The sequence below is a fragment of the Paraburkholderia sp. SARCC-3016 genome (assembly GCF_031119615.1).
Classification (GTDB): domain Bacteria; phylum Pseudomonadota; class Gammaproteobacteria; order Burkholderiales; family Burkholderiaceae; genus Paraburkholderia.
In genome coordinates this window covers 1-17759 of sequence record NZ_JAVHZD010000047.1, presented here as the reverse complement: position 1 = coordinate 17759, position 17759 = coordinate 1, and the positions used below count along the sequence as shown (strand labels likewise).

At 59.6% G+C, this 17759-nt stretch carries 19 protein-coding genes; 14 read left to right on the top strand and 5 right to left on the bottom strand.

Annotated features, from left to right (window positions below):
- Nucleotides 1-40 precede the first annotated feature (40 nt).
- From QYH69_RS32555 to QYH69_RS32535, 5 genes are all read left to right on the top strand, one after another.
- Nucleotides 41-715, top strand: coding sequence for a hypothetical protein (locus QYH69_RS32555; protein ID WP_308835787.1), 675 nt, complete (start codon nucleotides 41-43; stop codon nucleotides 713-715).
- Between the two features lie 292 nt (nucleotides 716-1007).
- Nucleotides 1008-1754 (top strand): winged helix-turn-helix domain-containing protein, encoded by a 747-nt coding sequence (locus tag QYH69_RS32550; RefSeq protein ID WP_308835786.1) that lies wholly within the window; start codon nucleotides 1008-1010, stop codon nucleotides 1752-1754.
- Nucleotides 1755-1821: 67 nt separating this feature from the next.
- Nucleotides 1822-3012, top strand: a complete 1191-nt coding sequence (locus tag QYH69_RS32545; RefSeq protein WP_308835785.1) for an acyl-CoA dehydrogenase family protein — start codon at nucleotides 1822-1824, stop codon at nucleotides 3010-3012.
- Between the two features lie 156 nt (nucleotides 3013-3168).
- Nucleotides 3169-4401, top strand: coding sequence for an alpha/beta fold hydrolase (locus QYH69_RS32540; protein WP_308835784.1), 1233 nt, complete (start codon nucleotides 3169-3171; stop codon nucleotides 4399-4401).
- 356 nt (nucleotides 4402-4757) lie between these two features.
- Complete coding sequence (locus tag QYH69_RS32535; protein WP_308835783.1) at nucleotides 4758-5309, top strand: GNAT family N-acetyltransferase; 552 nt, start codon at nucleotides 4758-4760, stop codon at nucleotides 5307-5309.
- An 81-nt stretch (nucleotides 5310-5390) separates the two neighbouring features.
- Here the strand turns inward: QYH69_RS32535 and QYH69_RS32530 are convergent, their stop codons facing one another.
- From QYH69_RS32530 to QYH69_RS32520, 3 genes are all read right to left on the bottom strand, one after another.
- A complete protein-coding gene (locus QYH69_RS32530; RefSeq protein ID WP_308835782.1) occupies nucleotides 5391-5909 on the bottom strand; it encodes a carboxymuconolactone decarboxylase family protein in 519 nt (172 codons plus the stop codon).
- A 117-nt stretch (nucleotides 5910-6026) separates the two neighbouring features.
- Nucleotides 6027-7289: a flagellar hook protein FlgE gene (flgE, locus tag QYH69_RS32525; RefSeq protein ID WP_308835781.1), complete on the bottom strand. Its 1263-nt coding sequence runs from the start codon at nucleotides 7287-7289 to the stop codon at nucleotides 6027-6029.
- Between the two features lie 852 nt (nucleotides 7290-8141).
- Nucleotides 8142-8522, bottom strand: coding sequence for a Cro/Cl family transcriptional regulator (locus QYH69_RS32520; RefSeq protein ID WP_308835780.1), 381 nt, complete (start codon nucleotides 8520-8522; stop codon nucleotides 8142-8144).
- A 626-nt stretch (nucleotides 8523-9148) separates the two neighbouring features.
- Between QYH69_RS32520 and QYH69_RS32515 the strand changes: the two genes are divergently transcribed.
- The 7 genes from QYH69_RS32515 (at nucleotide 9149) to QYH69_RS32485 (ending at nucleotide 14541) form a co-directional block, all read left to right on the top strand.
- Entirely contained in the window at nucleotides 9149-9490 is a 342-nt protein-coding gene (locus QYH69_RS32515) for a hypothetical protein (protein ID WP_308835779.1), read from the top strand.
- Nucleotides 9491-9657: 167 nt separating this feature from the next.
- Nucleotides 9658-9936 carry a hypothetical protein gene (locus tag QYH69_RS32510; protein WP_308835778.1) on the top strand — a complete coding sequence of 93 codons (279 nt, stop codon included), beginning with the start codon at nucleotides 9658-9660 and terminating at the stop codon, nucleotides 9934-9936.
- Nucleotides 9937-9983: 47 nt separating this feature from the next.
- Entirely contained in the window at nucleotides 9984-10229 is a 246-nt protein-coding gene (locus tag QYH69_RS32505; protein WP_308835777.1) for a hypothetical protein, read from the top strand.
- A gap of 199 nt (nucleotides 10230-10428) precedes the next feature.
- Entirely contained in the window at nucleotides 10429-11811 is a 1383-nt protein-coding gene (locus QYH69_RS32500) for a hypothetical protein (RefSeq protein WP_308835776.1), read from the top strand.
- Between the two features lie 12 nt (nucleotides 11812-11823).
- Nucleotides 11824-12117, top strand: coding sequence for a DUF2523 domain-containing protein (locus QYH69_RS32495; RefSeq protein ID WP_308835775.1), 294 nt, complete (start codon nucleotides 11824-11826; stop codon nucleotides 12115-12117).
- 4 nt (nucleotides 12118-12121) lie between these two features.
- The gene (locus QYH69_RS32490; protein WP_308835774.1) at nucleotides 12122-13207 is read left to right on the top strand and encodes a zonular occludens toxin domain-containing protein; all 1086 of its coding nucleotides are present in this window, start codon (nucleotides 12122-12124) and stop codon (nucleotides 13205-13207) included.
- A complete protein-coding gene (locus tag QYH69_RS32485) occupies nucleotides 13150-14541 on the top strand; it encodes a type II secretory pathway protein (protein ID WP_308835773.1) in 1392 nt (463 codons plus the stop codon). Before QYH69_RS32490 ends, QYH69_RS32485 begins: the two co-directional genes overlap by 58 nt.
- Before the next feature lie 88 nt (nucleotides 14542-14629).
- Here QYH69_RS32485 and QYH69_RS32480 read toward each other — a convergent pair whose 3' ends face one another.
- Nucleotides 14630-14920 (bottom strand): hypothetical protein, encoded by a 291-nt coding sequence (locus QYH69_RS32480; RefSeq protein WP_308835772.1) that lies wholly within the window; start codon nucleotides 14918-14920, stop codon nucleotides 14630-14632.
- A gap of 872 nt (nucleotides 14921-15792) precedes the next feature.
- On the opposite strand from QYH69_RS32480, the gene QYH69_RS32475 reads away from it, so the two are divergent.
- Nucleotides 15793-16776, top strand: a complete 984-nt coding sequence (locus QYH69_RS32475) for a hypothetical protein (protein ID WP_308835771.1) — start codon at nucleotides 15793-15795, stop codon at nucleotides 16774-16776.
- 71 nt (nucleotides 16777-16847) lie between these two features.
- Nucleotides 16848-17345 carry a DUF2726 domain-containing protein gene (locus QYH69_RS32470; protein ID WP_308835770.1) on the top strand — a complete coding sequence of 166 codons (498 nt, stop codon included), beginning with the start codon at nucleotides 16848-16850 and terminating at the stop codon, nucleotides 17343-17345.
- 223 nt (nucleotides 17346-17568) lie between these two features.
- Here QYH69_RS32470 and QYH69_RS32465 read toward each other — a convergent pair.
- Nucleotides 17569-17759: hypothetical protein (locus tag QYH69_RS32465; RefSeq protein WP_308835769.1), on the bottom strand; the 191-nt coding region annotated here is incomplete at its 5' end.

The window sequence follows — 17759 nt, the reverse complement described above, 5'->3', positions numbered from 1 at the left end:
CGGCCCTGCGCTCCATCGCCTGCTCATCAGGACACCGCCCATGAGACCGGCACTACCGGCGATCGCCGTAGCTTGCGTTGCGCTTTGCTTTTCCAGCTTCGTGCCCTATGCGTGCTGGGCTGCCGCTCCGATCGGCTCCGTGTCGGTACAGGAAGGCAACATCGTTTACACGGCGCCCGGCGGCGCGACCGAAGTATTGACGGAGACGGGCGCCGACGACGCGCCCGCAATCTCGCCGGCCGGCGACGCGGTCGCCTTCACGAGGCAGACGCGAGGCGTCGACGAGGCGAACGATAGTCCGGCCGTACGCGATCTGTGGGTCATCCACCTGAAAGATCACAAAGCAGTCCGGCTCGTGACGGGCAAGTCCAAGGGAAAGGAAAAACCGGAACGCGTGCTTGCGGACATCGATCATCCGATTTTTTCGCCTGACGGCGCGACTGTTTATTTTTTGACCGCGGCCACGGATTCGACCGCGGCCATCCATGCCGTACCGACATCAGGCGGTCCGCAACGGTTCGTCGCCGACGGCAATGCGCTGAGCGTGGTATCGCGCGGCAAGTATCTTGGCGCGCTGCTCATCGAGCAGCATCGGGAGATGAGCGGGCATGGCTCGTGGGATCCGTCGGTACTCGTCTCGTCGACCGGGAAGACGATCAAGGTGGTTGGCGAGGATCCGTACGCGCTGCGCAGCGTCGAAGCGGAGAAAAACTGACTTCCCGTTTGAGATTGGCAGCGGTTGGCTTCTTTGCTCGCGCTTCTTTGCGCGCTTCTTTCAGTGCTTCTTTCCGCGCCGCCGTTCGCAATTGCCGGCGATCAGTTCGCCGGCCGTTGTCGTCCTGACGCTGCGGACTGCCGCGATTTTCAGGCAACACAAAGTTGCCTGCGGCAACTGATTCCCCTATTAACACCTATTTTTCTCGCATAAATTCGACACGACCAGTCGAAGGCGAAGCTGCGGCTTGACGCCAGCATCGACGGCTTCAGTAAAGTCCGGTTAAGTCAACATGAGTCTTGAATTCGAATGCGAGCAGCCTGCAGCGCACGCCGGCCGAATCATTGTGCTGGACGACGAAGTCAGGCGGCTCGATACGGTGCGGGGGCTTCTGACTTCACAAGGTTTCGAAGTGCGGACGGTCGGCCACAGCGCGCGCCTGTATCGATGTATCGAACTCGAACCATTCGATCTGCTGATACTGAACACCACGATGCAACCGGACGAGGGGTTGTCGGTGCACGAACGCCTGCGCCTCGCGGGGCGAGTGATCCCTACCTTGATGCTCACTGCCGGCGGCAGTCCGATCGGTCGTGTGAACGGCTTTGCAGGCGGACCCGACGACCTTCTCGCGTGGCCGTTCCTGCCCGATGAACTGATGGCGCGCATTCGCGCAATTTTCCGAAGAAAGAAGTCCGTGCATGGCGACCAGCGAATCGGCCGCAAGAACGATCTCATCTTCGGACGGTTCTACTTCGACATGGCACTTGGTCAGCTGACGAAAGACGGCAGCGTAGTCGACCTCAATACGGCAGAGGCGAGGCTGCTCGCGGCACTCGCTGCCACACCAAACCGGGCCGTGAGCCGCGAAAATCTGCTGATCCGGGCGAGAGGGCGCGACTACGGCGCATCCGGCCGCAGTATAGACGTACGAATCCGGAGACTTCGCCGGCTGCTCGAGGACGATCCGTCCAGGCCAAGATTGGTCAGGACGGTCCGGGGCCTCGGGTACATGTTGGTAGCGGAGGCGATGACTTGATAGCTTGCGGAGGGATCCTCCTTCAGCGTCGCATGCGGTATCTCAGATCCACCGGAAGCACTCCGACATGTCACATCGCCTCAATCGGATAGCGCGAAAACTACTGACCGGGACCCACGCATTGGAACCGGAGATTTCCTCCCGGATCGTCGATATGGACTCGAGCGGACGTGTTCCCGACTCGTTGATCGATTCGCTACGGACAATCGGCATATTCAGGATGTTCGTGCCGGCCGAGGCGGGTGGCCTCGAACTCGATCTTCCGTCGGCGCTTACGATTATCCGCACAATCTGCAGAACCGATGCGTCGATCGGCTGGCTGTGCGGCATTAGCGGATTGAACGCGATCTTCGCGACCCATGTGCCGCGCGGGCTTTATGACCGGGTCTACAGTCGGGGACCCGACGTGCTGATCGCTGGAGCGGCTCAGCCGGCAGGTCGCGCGGAACCCGACTCAGGCGGTGGCTTCAGGGTGACCGGCAGATGGCCCTACGTGAGCGGATGCGTCCATGCCGACTGGATTCAGGCATTTTCCGTGGTGGCGGACGCGCGCGCCGATGCCGCGAAGAAGCAGAGCGATGTGCCCGACGCACCGGTCATAACGGGGCTCATGGCGCCCGCGAGTCGCTGGGGCATCGACGACACATGGCATGTCCTCGGTATGAAGGGAACCGGCAGTCACCATATTTCACTGAACGATCAGCATTTTTCCGACGAATACTTTTTCGATCCGGCTGGCGGCGCCTTGTTCGACGGGCCGCTCTATCAGTCACCGTTGCATTTCCTGCCGCTACTGCACGCTGCCATGTCGATCGGCGTAGCGGAAGCCGCGATGGACGACCTCGTGCATCTGGCCAATACGGGCCTACGGCAATGGCGTGCTGCAAAGCCGCTCGGAGAGTCCGAGCAGTTTCAGATCGAGCTGGGACGGCTCGAGGCCGGCATCAACGCCGCTCGCGCTTATTACGAGGCACAGCTCGACGTGCACTGGCAACGCGCGCAAGCTAAAACCCTGAACGACAAAAGCCTGCACACGCGGGGAATCCAGGCTGCCGCGTGGATCGCCGCGAGATGCGTAAAGATCGCGGACACATGCTTTGCGCTCGGTGGCGCGAGCACGGTGTATGAAGCGTCCCCTTTGCAGAGAAGACTTCGAGACCTTCGCGTGATGACGCAGCACGCCATCGTCCAACCACGCCAATACGCAAGCGTCGGAGAGCTGTTGCTTTCCACATCGCGTCCGGCGGCACAAGGTTGATGCGCCGGCCACTGTAACCAAAGCGCTACTGGCGACGAACTGATCTCTATGCCGGCCTGCGCCGCGTGCGGACGCGGGACGAACGCGGCTTAAAGCGACGCAAGCGGCCTGAGCGGCGGCCTGTCGCGCCTTCGCCGCGCACTAGACGAGCCCAACATGACCGTCAACATCACTCCCTTTCGCGTCGACGTTCCCGACACGTTGCTTGACGACCTGCAGCGACGCCTGCGTGCGACGCGCCTGCCCGATGATCCCGGCAACGACGACTGGCGTTACGGCGTTAATGCGCGCTACCTGTCCAAACTGCTCGATTACTGGCGCGATGAGTACGACTGGCGCGCGGCGGAGGGTCGTATCAATGCGCTGCCTAATTTCCGCGCCGTGGTCGACGGCACGCCGATCCACCTGCTGCACATTCGCGGACGCGGCCCCGCACCGGTCCCGTTGATCATCACGCACGGCTGGCCGTGGTCGTTCTGGGACATGCACAAGGTGATCGGCCCGCTGAGCGACCCGGCCGCGTTCGGCGGCGATCCGGCCGACGCGTTCGACGTGGTGGTGCCGTCGCTGCCTGGCTACGGATTTTCCGGGCCGCCGCCGCAGTCCGGCGTCAACTTCTGGGAGACTGCCGAGTTGTTGCACGAACTGATGACCGCTGGTCTCGGCTACTCGCGCTATGCGGCGAGCGGCGGCGACTGGGGTGCGTTGATCACGTCGCAGCTAGGCCATCGCTACGCGTCGAGCCTCTATGGCATTCACCTGATGCATGCAATGCTGCTCGATCAGTTCGGCACGGACCGCCCCTGGGATGCGACCGCGCGTGCCTGGGACACGAACAGCGCCAGGCGGGCGTCCGACCGGACGCTCGAGCAGCGCAACGCATTGCTGATGAGCCAGGCGAAGTTTGCCGCGCACTATGCGGTGCATGTACTCGACCCGCAGACGCTCGCCTATGCGCTAAACGATTCGCCGGTCGGCCTGTTGGCGTGGCTGCTCGAGCGCTGGCGCAATTGGGGCGACAGCCAGGGCAACGTCGAACGCGTTTATACACGCGAGCACATGATCACCACCGCGATGATCTACTGGGCGAGCGGCACGGCCGGCTCGTCAATGCGCGCCTACGCGGACGCGGCACGCCGACCCTGGCGGCCCGCACATTCGCGCACGCCGCCGGTCGAAGCGCCGACTGGCATCACGTTCCTCGGCGGGGAAAACCCACCGGGCGTGACGGTCGAACAGCGAGCCGACGTGTTTCGCAGCGGTCCGCGTGCGGCGTTCTTCAATCTTGCGTATCTGAACGCGCATGCAGGGGGCGGGCACTTTGGCTACTACGAAAATCCGGACGCGGTCGTACATGACATCCGGATGATGTTTCGTGCGATGCGCTGACGTTTCCCGGCGAGATTCAGGACTGTCAGTCAACACTCTTATTACCTGCCGGCCTGAGCGTGACACTATCCGCGTTAAACAAGAACAGATGAAATATATAACGCCGGTAACCGGATAACGCGTCTTTTTCACGCCCGATTCTATTCAAATTTAATAGTAAAACTACGGCAAAAACCAGGAGAATGGTGCTTCGCTTTCGAGACGACTCGCCTCGTGTTCCGTTGCGATTTCACATCAAGAACAGGATCAATTGAAGCGTCGCAATAGCTCACGGCAGCATGTCATGAAGATCAGTTGCAGCGTAATAATTTCTGATTCTGCGTTAGCAACTCAAGCCGAACAAGGATGCATAAGCCATGAGTACTTTTGATATACGAAGGGCTAGACCCGGTGATGAGAGATGCCTTTCGTTTTTAGGGCAGGCGACAATGCTGCAAACTTACGCTGGCATAATCAGCGCTCAAAATCTTAATGACCTGATCGAAACGGAGCAGACACGGGAAGATTACAGGGCGCTTCTCGACGACCCCAATGTCTCTATCTGGCTTGCGGAAATCGAGCGTGGCCAGGCCGCAGTCGGTTACCTCGCTCTCGCGCCCCGATTGGGTGGCGAAACGACCGGCGGCGAACGCGGAAAAGCGGTGCTTGAGATCAAGCGACTTCATGTTCTTCACCGATTCCATCGAAACGGCCTGGGCAAACGACTCGTTAACGAGGCTATCAAGGAAGCTCGGCTACGCAAGGCCGACAGGGTAGTGCTGGTCGTGAACGCGCTGAATCATGAAGCGATCGAGTTCTATCGGACATACGGCTTTCTAAAAACCGGAGACACCAGCTATAGAGCCGGTGACATGGACTACCCTTGTTACCTTTTCTCACTCGATATCGGCCGTCCTGCGATTGGCTAGCAGTCGAACGTCTGGATTCGGGTTCGAGGCGTTCTCCGAGGTCAACGGCTAGCACCGGGCAAACAGCATGTGGCGAGTGGCTTAGCCTTCTACGGGCGCGAAGTCCACGTCCGTGTGAGCGACATTGTTCAGGTAGTTCGTGAAAATGATGTGCGCGACCACGGCGACCGTCTCAACCATCCTGCTATCGCTCAGGCCCGCCTCGCGCGCTTCGACGAGGTCCGCATCGCTTAGGCGACCGCGTTGAAGTGCCAACTTGCTGGCGAAAGACGCGATTCCACTGCCTTCACCTTTGCGTGAAGCGCGAATCGCGTCGTCGGACAGGCCAGCTTGATTGGCGAACACGGTGTGCGCTGCAAGACAGTATTCACTGTCGCTTACCTGCGATACCGCAAGCGCGACGATCTCACGCTCCGCTTCAGTCAATTCGCCTTCCGATAGCTGTTCCTGCGCTTGCAGAAAGGCTCGCAGCGCAGCCGGTGAATTGGCGAAAACTTTATAAACATTGGGCAAGAAACCCATTGCTTTCTCCACTTTATACAATGACGTTTCAGCGGAAGCGGGTGCCTCACCGATCGAGAGAGCGAGAATGCGTGCCATGAGAGTAGTCCGCGGGAACAATAATTTGCGGCGCGCCGCCGGCAAGACAGCGCGCGCATTTCGCCGAATATGTCGCTGCCGTATGTAGTCGGAACGTCGGTCCCTGGGCGCAGGCTTCTACAGATTGATCAAAGTCTGATCGATCGTCTGCTGCGTCTTGATCGTCTGCGCGTTCGCCTGATAGTTGCGCTGCGCGGTGATCAGATCGACGAGCGAATTGGTCAGGTCCGCGTTGGACGACTCGATCGCGCCTCCCTGAATCGAGCCGAGCGTCGACGTGCCGGCCACGCCCACTTGCGGCTCGCCCGAATCGTTCGTCTGCGCGAACTGGTTGTTACCGAGGTTCTGCAGGCCGTTCGGGTTCGTGAAGGTGGCGAGCAGCACCTGGCCGAGCACCGCGGTGCGGCCGTCGGAATACGTGCCGGTAATGGTGCCGTCAGCCCCGATTGCGAAGTTCGTGAGTTGCGAGGTGCCGAAGCCGTCCTGCGAGGGTGCCGCGGTCGCCGCGCTGCCGGTGCCGTCGCCGCCGAACTGTGTCGTGCCCGACAGGTCGACCGTGATGGTCTGCGCCGCTGCGCCGTCGGTATTGGGAATCGCAAGACTGAACGAGCCGGCCGGCGTGATGGGGGTGCTCGCCGGGGGCGGGCTCGCCGAAGCAGTCAGCGCACCCGACGAATCGAACGTCATGCTGCCGAGGTCGGTGGGCGTGGCGCCCGACGGACCGCCGAACACTTCCCACTGGCCCGACGTGGCCGACTTCACGAAATACAGGTTGACCGTAGTCTCGGCGCCGAGCGAATCGACGGTCTTGATCGACGTGGAAAAGGTATAGCTGTCAGGGTCTGTCGGGTCGAACGTTGCATCTTTCGGTTGCGCCGCGGCGGCATCGAGATTGAGGGTGAACGTCGCCTTCGTCGTCGCGACGGGCGGCAGCAGGCTCGAATTCGGAATCCGGATCGGCACGACCTGGCCCGTCTGCAACTGGCCTTGTGCATTCGCCTGATAACCCATCACCTCGTCGCCTTCGGCGTCGACGATAAAGCCCGCCTTGTTCTCGACGAACTGACCGTTGCGCGAGTAGGTGACCGAGCCGTTCGGATTCAGCATCTGGAAGAAGCCGTTGCCGTTGATCGCCATGTTGGTCGGCACGTCGGTCGTCGTCACTTCGCCCTGCGAGAAATCCTGCTGCACGCCGGCGAGACGCGTACCGATACCGATCTGGTTGTTGACTGCGGTTGCGATCGAATTCGCATACAGATCGGCAAACACCGCCATACTCTGCTTGAAGCCTGCTGTTTGCGCGTTCGCGATATTGTTGCCGACCACGTCGAGGTCGTTCGATGCGGCCGCGAGACCGCTCAAAGCTGTTTGATAACCCATGTTGCGCTCCGTATCGAATGCATTCAAGAAAATCGATGCGCCGCTTGCAGCGCGCTCGTCTTACCGTTAAAGCAACTTGATCCCGCTATGTGGCCGACCTGCGTGACAGCGCTCGCAGCTGCGCTCCCGGAAGTCGATCGATGCGTACTTATCCGGACGCGACAACGCGGCGCCCGGAAAAGCATTTTGGGAACATCTGCTGCTAGCGGCTTTAAGGGGTTACTAGCCGGTCTTTCAGTGTCGCTCACGCTGATATTCGGATAGCGAACACATTTTATCGGTTTAGTTGCGGGTTTATTCGAGGAATAGCAGGTTAAGTCGACCGTATTTCTATTGCGGAATCTGTTTTCACATTTCTTTATAAAACTATTTTCAAAATTGTCTCGCATTCGAGCGTTGCAATCGAATGAACAAGTAATGTTTATTTCACCGCGGGCGTATGACCTGTTGTGGATGGCAACAACTCCCGAAGCTTCGTTTTCACGTCATGCCAGATGAGTCGATTACATATCTGAAGCAATGAAATTGAACGTGATTCTGGACTATCGTTCAATGATCGTTTGATAGATACGATGGCGATATGGAGGGGATTACCGCGTGGACGCGTTACTCCAATGCCCGGGGCTCGGAGATTGCAGGGTCGGTCTCAACAGCGGCTGCCTCAGGCGCACTTGGTCGGCTTGATGGCAGCGTATCGAAGGCGAGTTTGAAAAGCTGGTTCATGATGGCAGGGTCGACAAGATGGGATTCGGCGATTTCGAAGCCGCTTTCGTGCGAGCGTCGACGCGTCACGCGTGCGGGCGAACGATAGACAGGTCTGAGGCGGCGACGAAGCGCTGTTGATTGCGCAGGTTATTTGACATAATATAAAGCGTTACCGCCCTGATTTTTGGTGCTGCTTGCGTGCGCGGGCGAGGGCGTCACAAAATTAGTGACAATGGCGAAGACGAGGGCCGCGCTAATGCCCGTCATCTTCGGCAAAAAAACCTCCCACAGCGATTGCTGCCCCGCCTTTTCGGCCCTGTCCATGTCGGCCGCCATGATGATGGGTAGCGGATTATCCATCCCGAGTTCGAGCGCAACACGCAGGCACAGGTCGTTCTCCATGACCCGGTTGCCGTGCCTGTAGTTGGAAATCGCCCCTTTCGAGCATCCGAGGTATCGCGCTAGGTCTGCATCCGAGTGCAAATTCTTTTGTGTTCCGAGTGCGTCCAAGTATTTGATGCTCTTCATTCAAGGCCTCTTGACAGTATTCGGTCCGTGAACTATTGTTCACACGCTGTGAACGTTCACACGTGTGAACAGCTGGAAGTCTATCAGTAAAGTCAAAAAGGTAAACCCCGTAAGTCGGGGAAATGTAAGCCAGCCAACGGGGTTAGTTGTGCCTGCATATCGAGTCCACGTTTATACGTTGCATGCGCACACGCGTGTGGCGACGATTGAAGTACGCAGCGCGCGTGACAGTGGTCGCGCTCGCGACAAGGCCCGCGCTGAACTGTATCGGCGGGGTCGCCAACCCAATTTTCTTACGCTGGTGCCGGTTGAAGTCGGCGCACCGGCCGATCCTTTCCGAATCTGACCGTGGCCAAGTGCGCTGACGATGTGTGCACGCCGGACCTATTTGATGGCCGTGTGTCGTCGCCTCGTCGCGCGATGCCGTTGGACGTGCGGTGCAATAGTGTTAGTGCGGTTGCTGTGCAGGTTGCAAGTGAGTTGTGCGCATGGTGCGGGGTTGACCGTGCTGGCGGTTGTGGTGCCTGTAGTGATGTCAAAACTGTGAATCGATGATATTGCCGATAATCGGCTTTTTTATTTTGTCAAGTGACTACGCGTAGTAGTCCTAATCTGGAGAAATGCAAATGGCGACGGAAAAAATTCGGGTTCTGAAAATCGACCATCAGGATGTGACGAGCAAAAAGAGCGGTCAGGTGCGCAAGATGCGCGTGCTGCATTGCTGGATTGAGCAGTCGTATCAGGGGCCGGACGGGGAGCTGGTTGACGGCTCGTTTGTTGCGAAGACGTCGCTCTTTGACGAAAAAATCCAGATTGAGGCCGGGACTGAGTACCTTGTTGATTATCGGCTGGGGGAGGGTTACGGAGTTGATGCCGGTCGCCTGGTGCCGCGCATCGTGTCGTGGACGCCTGCGAATCGTCCCAAGCCGGTCGGCAAGGCTGGCGCGGGTGTGACGGCACCGGTCTGAGCGTATGGAGACTACGATGTTGAGCTGTCCGTTTGACGCGTTGGACCGTATCGCTGCGTGCCTGCTGCTGGCTACGTCTGCGCTGCTTGTGCTTTTGTTCGTTCTCGCCGGTCGCTGGGTGCTTGATTCGGCGTTCATGCGCTGGTTAAAACGGCGCGGGTGATGTGATGAGCGTGGGTATCGACGTGGCGGCGTGTGTGGCTTCGGCTTCAGCGGTATCAGCCGTGACGGTGAATGGCGCTGCGGTGGCGTGTACGGCGAGTGATGGCACTGCAGGAACGGTCGCGGTCACGCACCTGTCGCTGGTCGATGACTCCGCTTCTGTGCCCCCGTTCGATTACGCGCAGGCGTTCGGATTCTGGGGGCTGGCCTTTACGTCGGTAGTCGCGCTCTATTTCGCGTGTTTAGGAATTGGAACGGTCGTCAATTTCATCCGGCGGTCGTGACATGCGCGCCGGGCGCTTCCCGGTTTTAGAACCTGAGAGAGGTAGTCATGTTTGATCGTATCAAGGCGGGTGTTACGCGTGCTTTTGGTGTCGTGGTTGCGGTCGCGGCAGTGCCGATGGTGGCGCATGCGCAGACGAGCAGCACGGGTGGTCCGGATTTTTCGGCGCTCACGGGTGGCGTCGATTTTACGACGACCATTGCGGCGGTGCTGGCGGTCGCTGCGCTGCTGGTTGGCCTGTTCCTCGCGGTACGGGGTGCAAAGATCATCATCGGCATGGTTCGCGGTGCTTAAGCGGTAGCGTTTCGCGAACGGTTGGGCGGGCTTCATGTCCGCCCTTTTTTTATGTGTGTGGTTTTGGGGCTGGCGATGGACACAAACAGCGCGTGGTATCTCGTGATGTTTCTGTGGGGCCTGCTGTCGGCGTGGGCGGTGATTCAGGGTATGCGAGGGTGATATGCGATTCGGTTCGTGTGTGCTGATGACCGGCGCGTTGCTGTTCGGCCTGGTGTTCACGGGTCCGCGTCAGGTTGCCGTGGCGGCTACGTCGTCGCCTCCGTCGATGGCTGCGGTCATTGGCGCGCTGGTGGGCGCGAGGGCGCTGGATAACGGTTTCACTCCGTTTGACCCGCGTGTCGCTGAGACGGTGACGGCGATTGGAGCGGCGGCGAGTTCGATAGCGGCCGGAATTGCGGCATCTGCCGGCGAAGCGTTGGGGTCGGTATCGTGGCTCGCCGTGGGTGTGGGAGCGGGCCTTGGTGCGGCGCTTGGTGGGGTGCCAGTCACGCTCGGCAACGATACGCTCACTCAGTGGCAGCTGAATCACGATGGCACCGTGACGCTTACTTCCAATGCTGCGTCGGGCGGCTCGTTACCCGTGTTTTCGCCGCTGGTTGCCGGTGCGGCTACCTGGTGTGTATCGGGTGTGTTTTGCGGGTCCAGTGCGCTAGCGGCTGCGTGGGCGAATGCGCAGCATTTCAACGCGGCGCACTCTGATGAGGGCATTTCTGACATTTCCTGTTCTGCTGCTTCGTCTACCGTAGATAACTGCGTCAACACGCTGTCGGTCGCTGGTTCGTCCAGTGGTACTGCGCAGCCCTCGTTTCAGGTTGGCATTTCTGGCACCTCTGCGGTTGCGTGTGCGAGTGGTATGGAGAGTGCGGGCGCGTGCATTGCGTTGCAGGCGCTTTTTGGGTCTGCTGCTTCTTCGCCGCCTGCGCCGGTCACTGAATCGCTCGCTGCAGCCATTGCCGGTACGTCTGCGGCAGACGATGGGGACGTGATGAACGCGCAGCTGCTGGCGGCGCTGGTTAATTCGTTGTGGGGCACGGCTGCGCAGGGTGAAGGGTATGCGGGCCTGCCGTTCCCGGTGAACGCACCTGTGCTGCCGTCTGATGTGCAGTCCATCGAGGGGAATTTCGGTTCGTTGGCTCCTACCGTGGGCAGTGCGATTTCGGGAGCCGGTTCGCTGTCGGGTGCGTCGAGCTCGGCACCGTTCGCGATTGCCCCGTCCACAACATCGGGCGCGGGTTCTTCGAGCTCGGCCTCCTCGGTGTCGGTGCCGGTGGCGACCGATCCGGGTAGTGGTGCACAGGTCAACCTTGGCCCCGATCCGGGTATTGGGTCGCCCTCGCTTGAAGAGACGCCGACCGCACAGCAGATCCTCGCGCCTATCCTCGGGCTGCTGCCCGATCTGCGCAATTACGTGCTTCCGGCGCATACGGCTCAGTGTCCGCAGCCGTCGATCACGCTGTTCGGCTCGACCGTTACATTGACTGCGCAGTGCACGCTCGCTGAACAGTTCCGGTCGCAGATACAGGTGACCTTTGCGCTGGTCTTCACGCTCGTGTCGCTGTTCATTGTTCTGACTGCCTAGGGAGCATCAATCATGTTCGGGATTCTGGTTAGCGCGTTTAACGTGGTGTTGGGCTTCGTGATGCGCTCCGTGATCGCGAAGTTTTTTGCGTACTTCGTGATGTGGTTCATCACGACCGAGTTCGTATCGGTGCTGCAAAGCGCAGGAATCCTTCCGACCGCTTCTGCACTGGCCGGTGCATTCGGTAGCATCGGCTCGGACGTCTGGTACTTCATGGACCTGTGCTCGTTCAGCTTCGGTGCGCCGCTCGTGATATCGGCCTACGCGACGCGCTTCATCATCCGGCGTATTCCGGTGATCGGGTGATGTGATGGCAATCAACGCGTATTGCGGGGTCATGGGTTCCGGCAAGTCGTATGAGGTCGTGTCCGGTCCGCTGCTCGATGCTGTCGCGCGGGGGCGTCGCGTCGTGACGAATATCGACGGCGTAAGCGCCGAGGCGATTCACAGCTACCTGCACGAAAAGCGCGGCATACCGGATGACATGCTCGGTGAAATCGTGCACGTGCGCACCGATGACATGCTGCGCGAGGGCTTCTTTCCGGTCGAGGTCGAGGGTTCGGATGGTGCGACGGTGACACCGGGTTTCGTGAAGCCGGGTGACCTGCTGGTGGTCGATGAGGCATGGAAGCTGTGGGCGACGGATAAAAAGATCAGCAAGGAACACATGGCGTTTTTTCGCATGCACCGTCACTTCGTGCATGAGGAAACCGGCGTTGCCTGTGATGTAGTACTGATGATCCAGAGCATTGCGGACCTGCACCGGTCGATCAAGGCGGTGATCGAGCTGTCGTTCCGCATGGTCAAGCTCAAGAGCCTCGGACTGTCGAGCGGCTATCGCGTTGAGATGTACGAGACGTACAAACAGACGAAGGGCACACAGACTGGCACGTTCATCCGCAAGTACAGGCCGGAGATCTTCCCGCTGTACAAGAGCTACGCGGGCGCGGGCGGCAAGGAAAGCACGGTTGACAAACGACAGAACGTGCTTGCGCGCAAGACGCTGTGGCTGCTCGTCGCCGGCGTCGTCGTGATGGTCGTTATCGCATGGTCGTTTGCGTGGCGCTTCTTCCATCCACCGGCGAAGAACGCGCACACGGTGAAAAAGGCTTCGGCGCCGGCCCCGGGTGTGTCTGCCTTGTCACCGGCTGCGAGTGCTTCTCCTGCGGGGCCGCGTACTTCGGATGTGTGGCGGGTGGTGGGCGCGTATACGGCCAATGCGCGGTCATGGGTGGTACTGGCTGACGCGTCTGGCCGGTTGCGGGTCGAGTCGCCGTCTGAGTTCGCGGGCGATGGTGTCAGCCGTGCCGGGATGGTCGAAGGGCAGCGGGTGACGATGTGGTCGGGGGCGATGAAGGCATCAGCGCCGTCTCCAATTGGCGGGAGCGCGAAATGAAGTGTTCGGCATTCCTGCTGCTGTGCGTGGCGTTCGGTACTCGAGCTGCGGATATGTCGACGGATGCGCCGGGTGTGCCTCCGCTGCCACCTGGAATGCCGCAGGTCGCGCCGGCTGCTGTGGCGAAAGCGTCGTTGCCGATCAGTGCGTTGCCGCGCGTGTCGGGGTCGAGCATTGATCTGCGGTTCGTGCCGGTGGCGCAGGTGGTTGACCTGATCTATGCGGACCTGTTGCAGGCGCCGTACGTGATTGATCCTGATGTGCTCGCGGACACCCGGCCGGTGTCGTTCCGTTTCGACCGCACGCAGGGTGATGTGCGCGTGTTTCTTTCGTCGTTTCTGGATTCGCTCGGCTACTCGGTTACTGATCGCGGTGGCGTGGCGTACATAGAGAAATCGAAGCTGTCGAGGGAGGAGGCGGACCAGCAGACCTTCGTGTATGCGCCGAAGTACCGGGATGCGGACTACCTTTCCCGGATCGTCTCACCGGTTGTGCGGGGCCGTTTCACGGAAAACCGTTCGGTTGCTGCGCCGGAAGGGGCGAAGGTGGCAAGCGATGTGCCGGCCACCTCAGCCGCGGGGCTCATTGACCAGTCGGCGGACGTGCTGGTGTTTGTCGGTTCAGCCCGTGAGGTCGGGATGCTGAAGAGGCTGCTGCCCGAGCTCGATACGCCGGTGGCGAATGTGTCGGTGCGGGCGTGGGTGTATGAGGTGACCGATACCGGCACGAATAATTCCGCGTTCCAGCTTGCCTTGAGCGTGCTGGATGGGCGCGTAGGGGCCTCGCTGAACGTGGGAAGTATTAGCGAGACGGACAACGCGATCCGGCTGAGCGTGGGCGGTTTTAACGCGGCGCTGTCGGCGCTGAACAGTGATTCGCGCTTCAAGGTGCTGACTTCGCCCAACCTGCGTGTGCGCTCGGGCGATACGGCCAGTCTGAACGTGGGCGAGTCGGTGCCGGTGATTGGCTCCGTGTCGTTTCCGAGCTCGACGGCGGCTCCGGTGCAAAGTGTCGTGTATCAGGATGCGGGCGTGATTTTTCAGGTGAAGCCGACGGTCAAGCGCGATGCGATCGATCTCCAGCTGGTCGAGGAAATCAGCAGCTTCGTGAACACGACAACCGGCGTGAACAACTCGCCTACCAAGAATACGCGCAAGGTCGAAAGCTCGTTCAGCCTGGCCGATGGCGACGTGCTGCTGATTGGCGGGCTGACGCAGGATCAGGACACGCATGCGAATTCAGGCCTGTCGTTCCTGCCGCGCTGGGCGTCCGGTCATACGGTGTCGACAGCGAAGACGGAGATCCTGCTGATGCTGCAGGTGCAAAAGCTTTGACGTGATTGGTGAGGCCTTATTGGGTCCACTCCGACGATGTTCTGACTGTGAGTGGACCGTGCGTTAATTTGGCCAGCGGTGATTGAGGTTAGTCGTCGTCATCTTCCGAAATAAGGGTTACGTTGCTCCAGTCGTTATGCGGCTGTGGTTCGTGGCCTGACGTGATCGTCACGCCGACTGGTTGCCCTAGAGAGAGTGATGCAACGAATCGGTGGTGGCCGTCTGTGATCTTGAGGTTATTTTGCGCTGTTACGGACACGGCAATCGGCGCGGTTGGTTGGCCGTGCATGATCTGGTCGCGATACATGTCGACGTCTTCCCGTACGACGGTAGGTTGGTCTGGCAGGATGTCATTGAAAGCCGTTTGAAGGATGTTCATGGGTTGGGCTGGAATGTATCTCCCATGGGTCACGGTCGCGCCGTCTGGCAGCGTTTGCCGGGGAAGTGTTTGCAGATGACCGTAACGTGCTCGGAATGTCTGGGGGTCCTGTGGCCTGCGTGGTTGGAGTTGGTGGTGACCAGCAAGATGGGCTGGCGTATTTTGGGTTTGAGTTGTTGTCGTGGGCGTCGGCTGATGTTGTGGTTGATTAGCGTATGTGTAGCCCGTGTGGAAAGATCCGGGTTGGTTCGATGGAATGTGCGACATGGTGTCCTCTATTGGTTGACTGCTGCAGTGAAACGCTGTCGATGTTATTTAGTGCCGTCCCGGGGTCCGGTTGACGCTGCGAATTTTTTTGGCCTTATGCGAAATGGGTGTTTTTTCTCTACGCGTAATGAGATCGGGTGTCTAGCGTCGGGAGTGTCCAGCTCGTAGCCGGAGTGACGTACGGCTGCGGCGTGACTGCGGAGTGGTGGCGGTTGTCGCGCGGCTTAGCGCGGCCGGCTGGACCGAGTAGCGGGTAACGGCGTGGTGATCGAACGCAGGCGAGGGCGATGAACGCGCCAACCCCTCACTGCAAAGCTGCCTTGATGGGCATGTGCATGTCGCTGCGGCGCGCATGGGGGGGGCTGGCGGGGCTGGCGGTAGGTGTAACGGGTGTGGTGATGGGCGCTGCGGCAAGCGGCCCGCCTGCCCGCAGCGGAGCGAGGACAGCCGGGGCGCGCGCAGCGCGCCCTAAACTTGTACCTCTAACACTTAACGGAAACGGCGCTGGCAGAGGCGCTAGCAGGACCGCAGGAAAAGAAAAAGCCCCGCAATCGTTCGCAGCGATCCGGGGCCGTGACCAACATCGGATAAAGGGGTTATCCAACGTGAGTTCGGATATTGTAGGCGGTAACCGTAGGACCTTCCAGGACGTTCTCAACGAGTACGGTTCGCCGCAGGCGCTTAACGTGGCTTGTGTGCGCGGTGAAGCGATTCCGGACTGTGATGATGCGGGCTTTCCGTTCAGCGACGAGTACATCGTGCGCACAAAGCGCTTCGTGGATGGCCAGCAGGAGGTTGTCGCGTTCAGCACGCGGGTGCTGCGTCACTTCAATGAAATCCGCTTGCGTCCGAGAGGCGTAAGAGGTCGACGTGTCTCGCAGGAGGGCGAGTCTGACGCTGATGTTTCAGTGAGGTCGGACAAGTCGCTGCGGACTTCGATAGAGCGGTCGAAGCGGATGATCCGTCAACGCTGCAAGGCGATTGGTGCGGATCGTATGCTGACTTTTTCGACGCGTTCGAATGAAAGTAGCATCGAAGTGTGGGCGAAATGGTGGGATGCGTTCCGTCGACGGATGAACAGGCTCAAGGATTTCCACTATGTCGCAGTGCTCGAGCGTCAAGAGCGCGGCGCGTGGCATATCCATGTTGCGGTAAGCGGTCGGCAGGACTGGAAGCTACTGCGGTCGATCTGGCTGTCGGTGCTTCGGGATTCGAACACGGATGGCACGACTTACGACAGTATCAAGGACTTCGAAAAGTATCTGGTGCGTCGGCAGTTGAGCGGCAAGGGGCGTGCAATGCGTCATCTGATCGCGACGTACATCGCGAAGTACGTTGGGAAGAGTGCAGGCGCGACGGCGTTCAACAAGAAACGGTACTGGACCAGTAAGGGCATTGTTTTGCCCGAAGTCGTTCCGTACGCGCACCTCGGTTCTGAGTGTGACCGGGGCGATGCGATTCAGGCTGCGTATGACTGTGTCGGTGCCAATGGTGCGCACTTCGATAGCGCGCAGCTTTTCTGGAACCGTGGCATCGGCGTGTTCTGGATGGCGACTGGCAACACCGTTAGCTCTTCGGAATCAACGTAACAGACTGTCAAAGTTTGTGGCGCGTGCTTCGGCAGTTGGGCGATGATTCGTGCTTTTTTGGACGGGTATCTATGATCGGGATCGGGCTTGTTCTGGTGGGAATCGTCGTGTTCGGCTTTGCCGTGTTGTTGAGCCGCGCAAAGAGTGGGAAGCGTTCGTCGTCAGGTTCGGTCAGTTATGTGCGTCGCAATTTCATGACTGCAAGGGAGTTGGAGTTCTTCGGCGCATTACGTTCTGCGTTGCCTGAGGCAACCATCCATTCGCAGGTAGCCATGGCTGCGCTGATCGACGTGAAGGGCGGCAACCGGTCGTCGCGTAACTCGTTTGATCGGAAGATCTTCGATTATGTGGTGTGTGCGGCGAATGGGTTCGTTCTGTACGTAATCGAGCTGGATGATCGTAGCCATAGCGGTGATGCTGGTCGTCGGCGCGACGCGGTGAAGGACGGCATTGCGAAGGCGGCCGGACTTCGGGTGTTGCGGTATCAGAGCGTTCGGACGGATTCGCAGGTGTTGCGTCGCGATTTCGATGCGATGGTGTTACTCGTAGATTCAGCGGCTAAGGGTTAGGTGTCGTTGCGTCATGGTGCAGTTCGAACTGTGGGAACGGGATACGCTGACGCCCGAGGAGCTGGCGGCTGTTGCGCGCGAGATGCGGAATCTGTACTGGTTCATCCGCACGTCGCGGCGCGGTATTCACGATGCGCGGCGTAGGCGTACGTATCGTAAAATCGCTGGTCATAAAAAACGCCTGCTCGAGGCAGGCGTTGGGAAGCGGGAGGTGTTAGATTTGCTAGCTTGCTGCCGGTCTAAGCAGTGCATTGGAAAAGGCTGTCTGGATTGCGTCGAGCATCGCTCGGATGCGGCTACGTAATTTGACATAATATAAATTATCACCGAATCGTATTGTAGTGGCTAAGTTGTAATGTCCGCTTTTAGCCAAGTTCAGATGTCCGCTTTTCGGACCATCGTAAGCTGACCGGC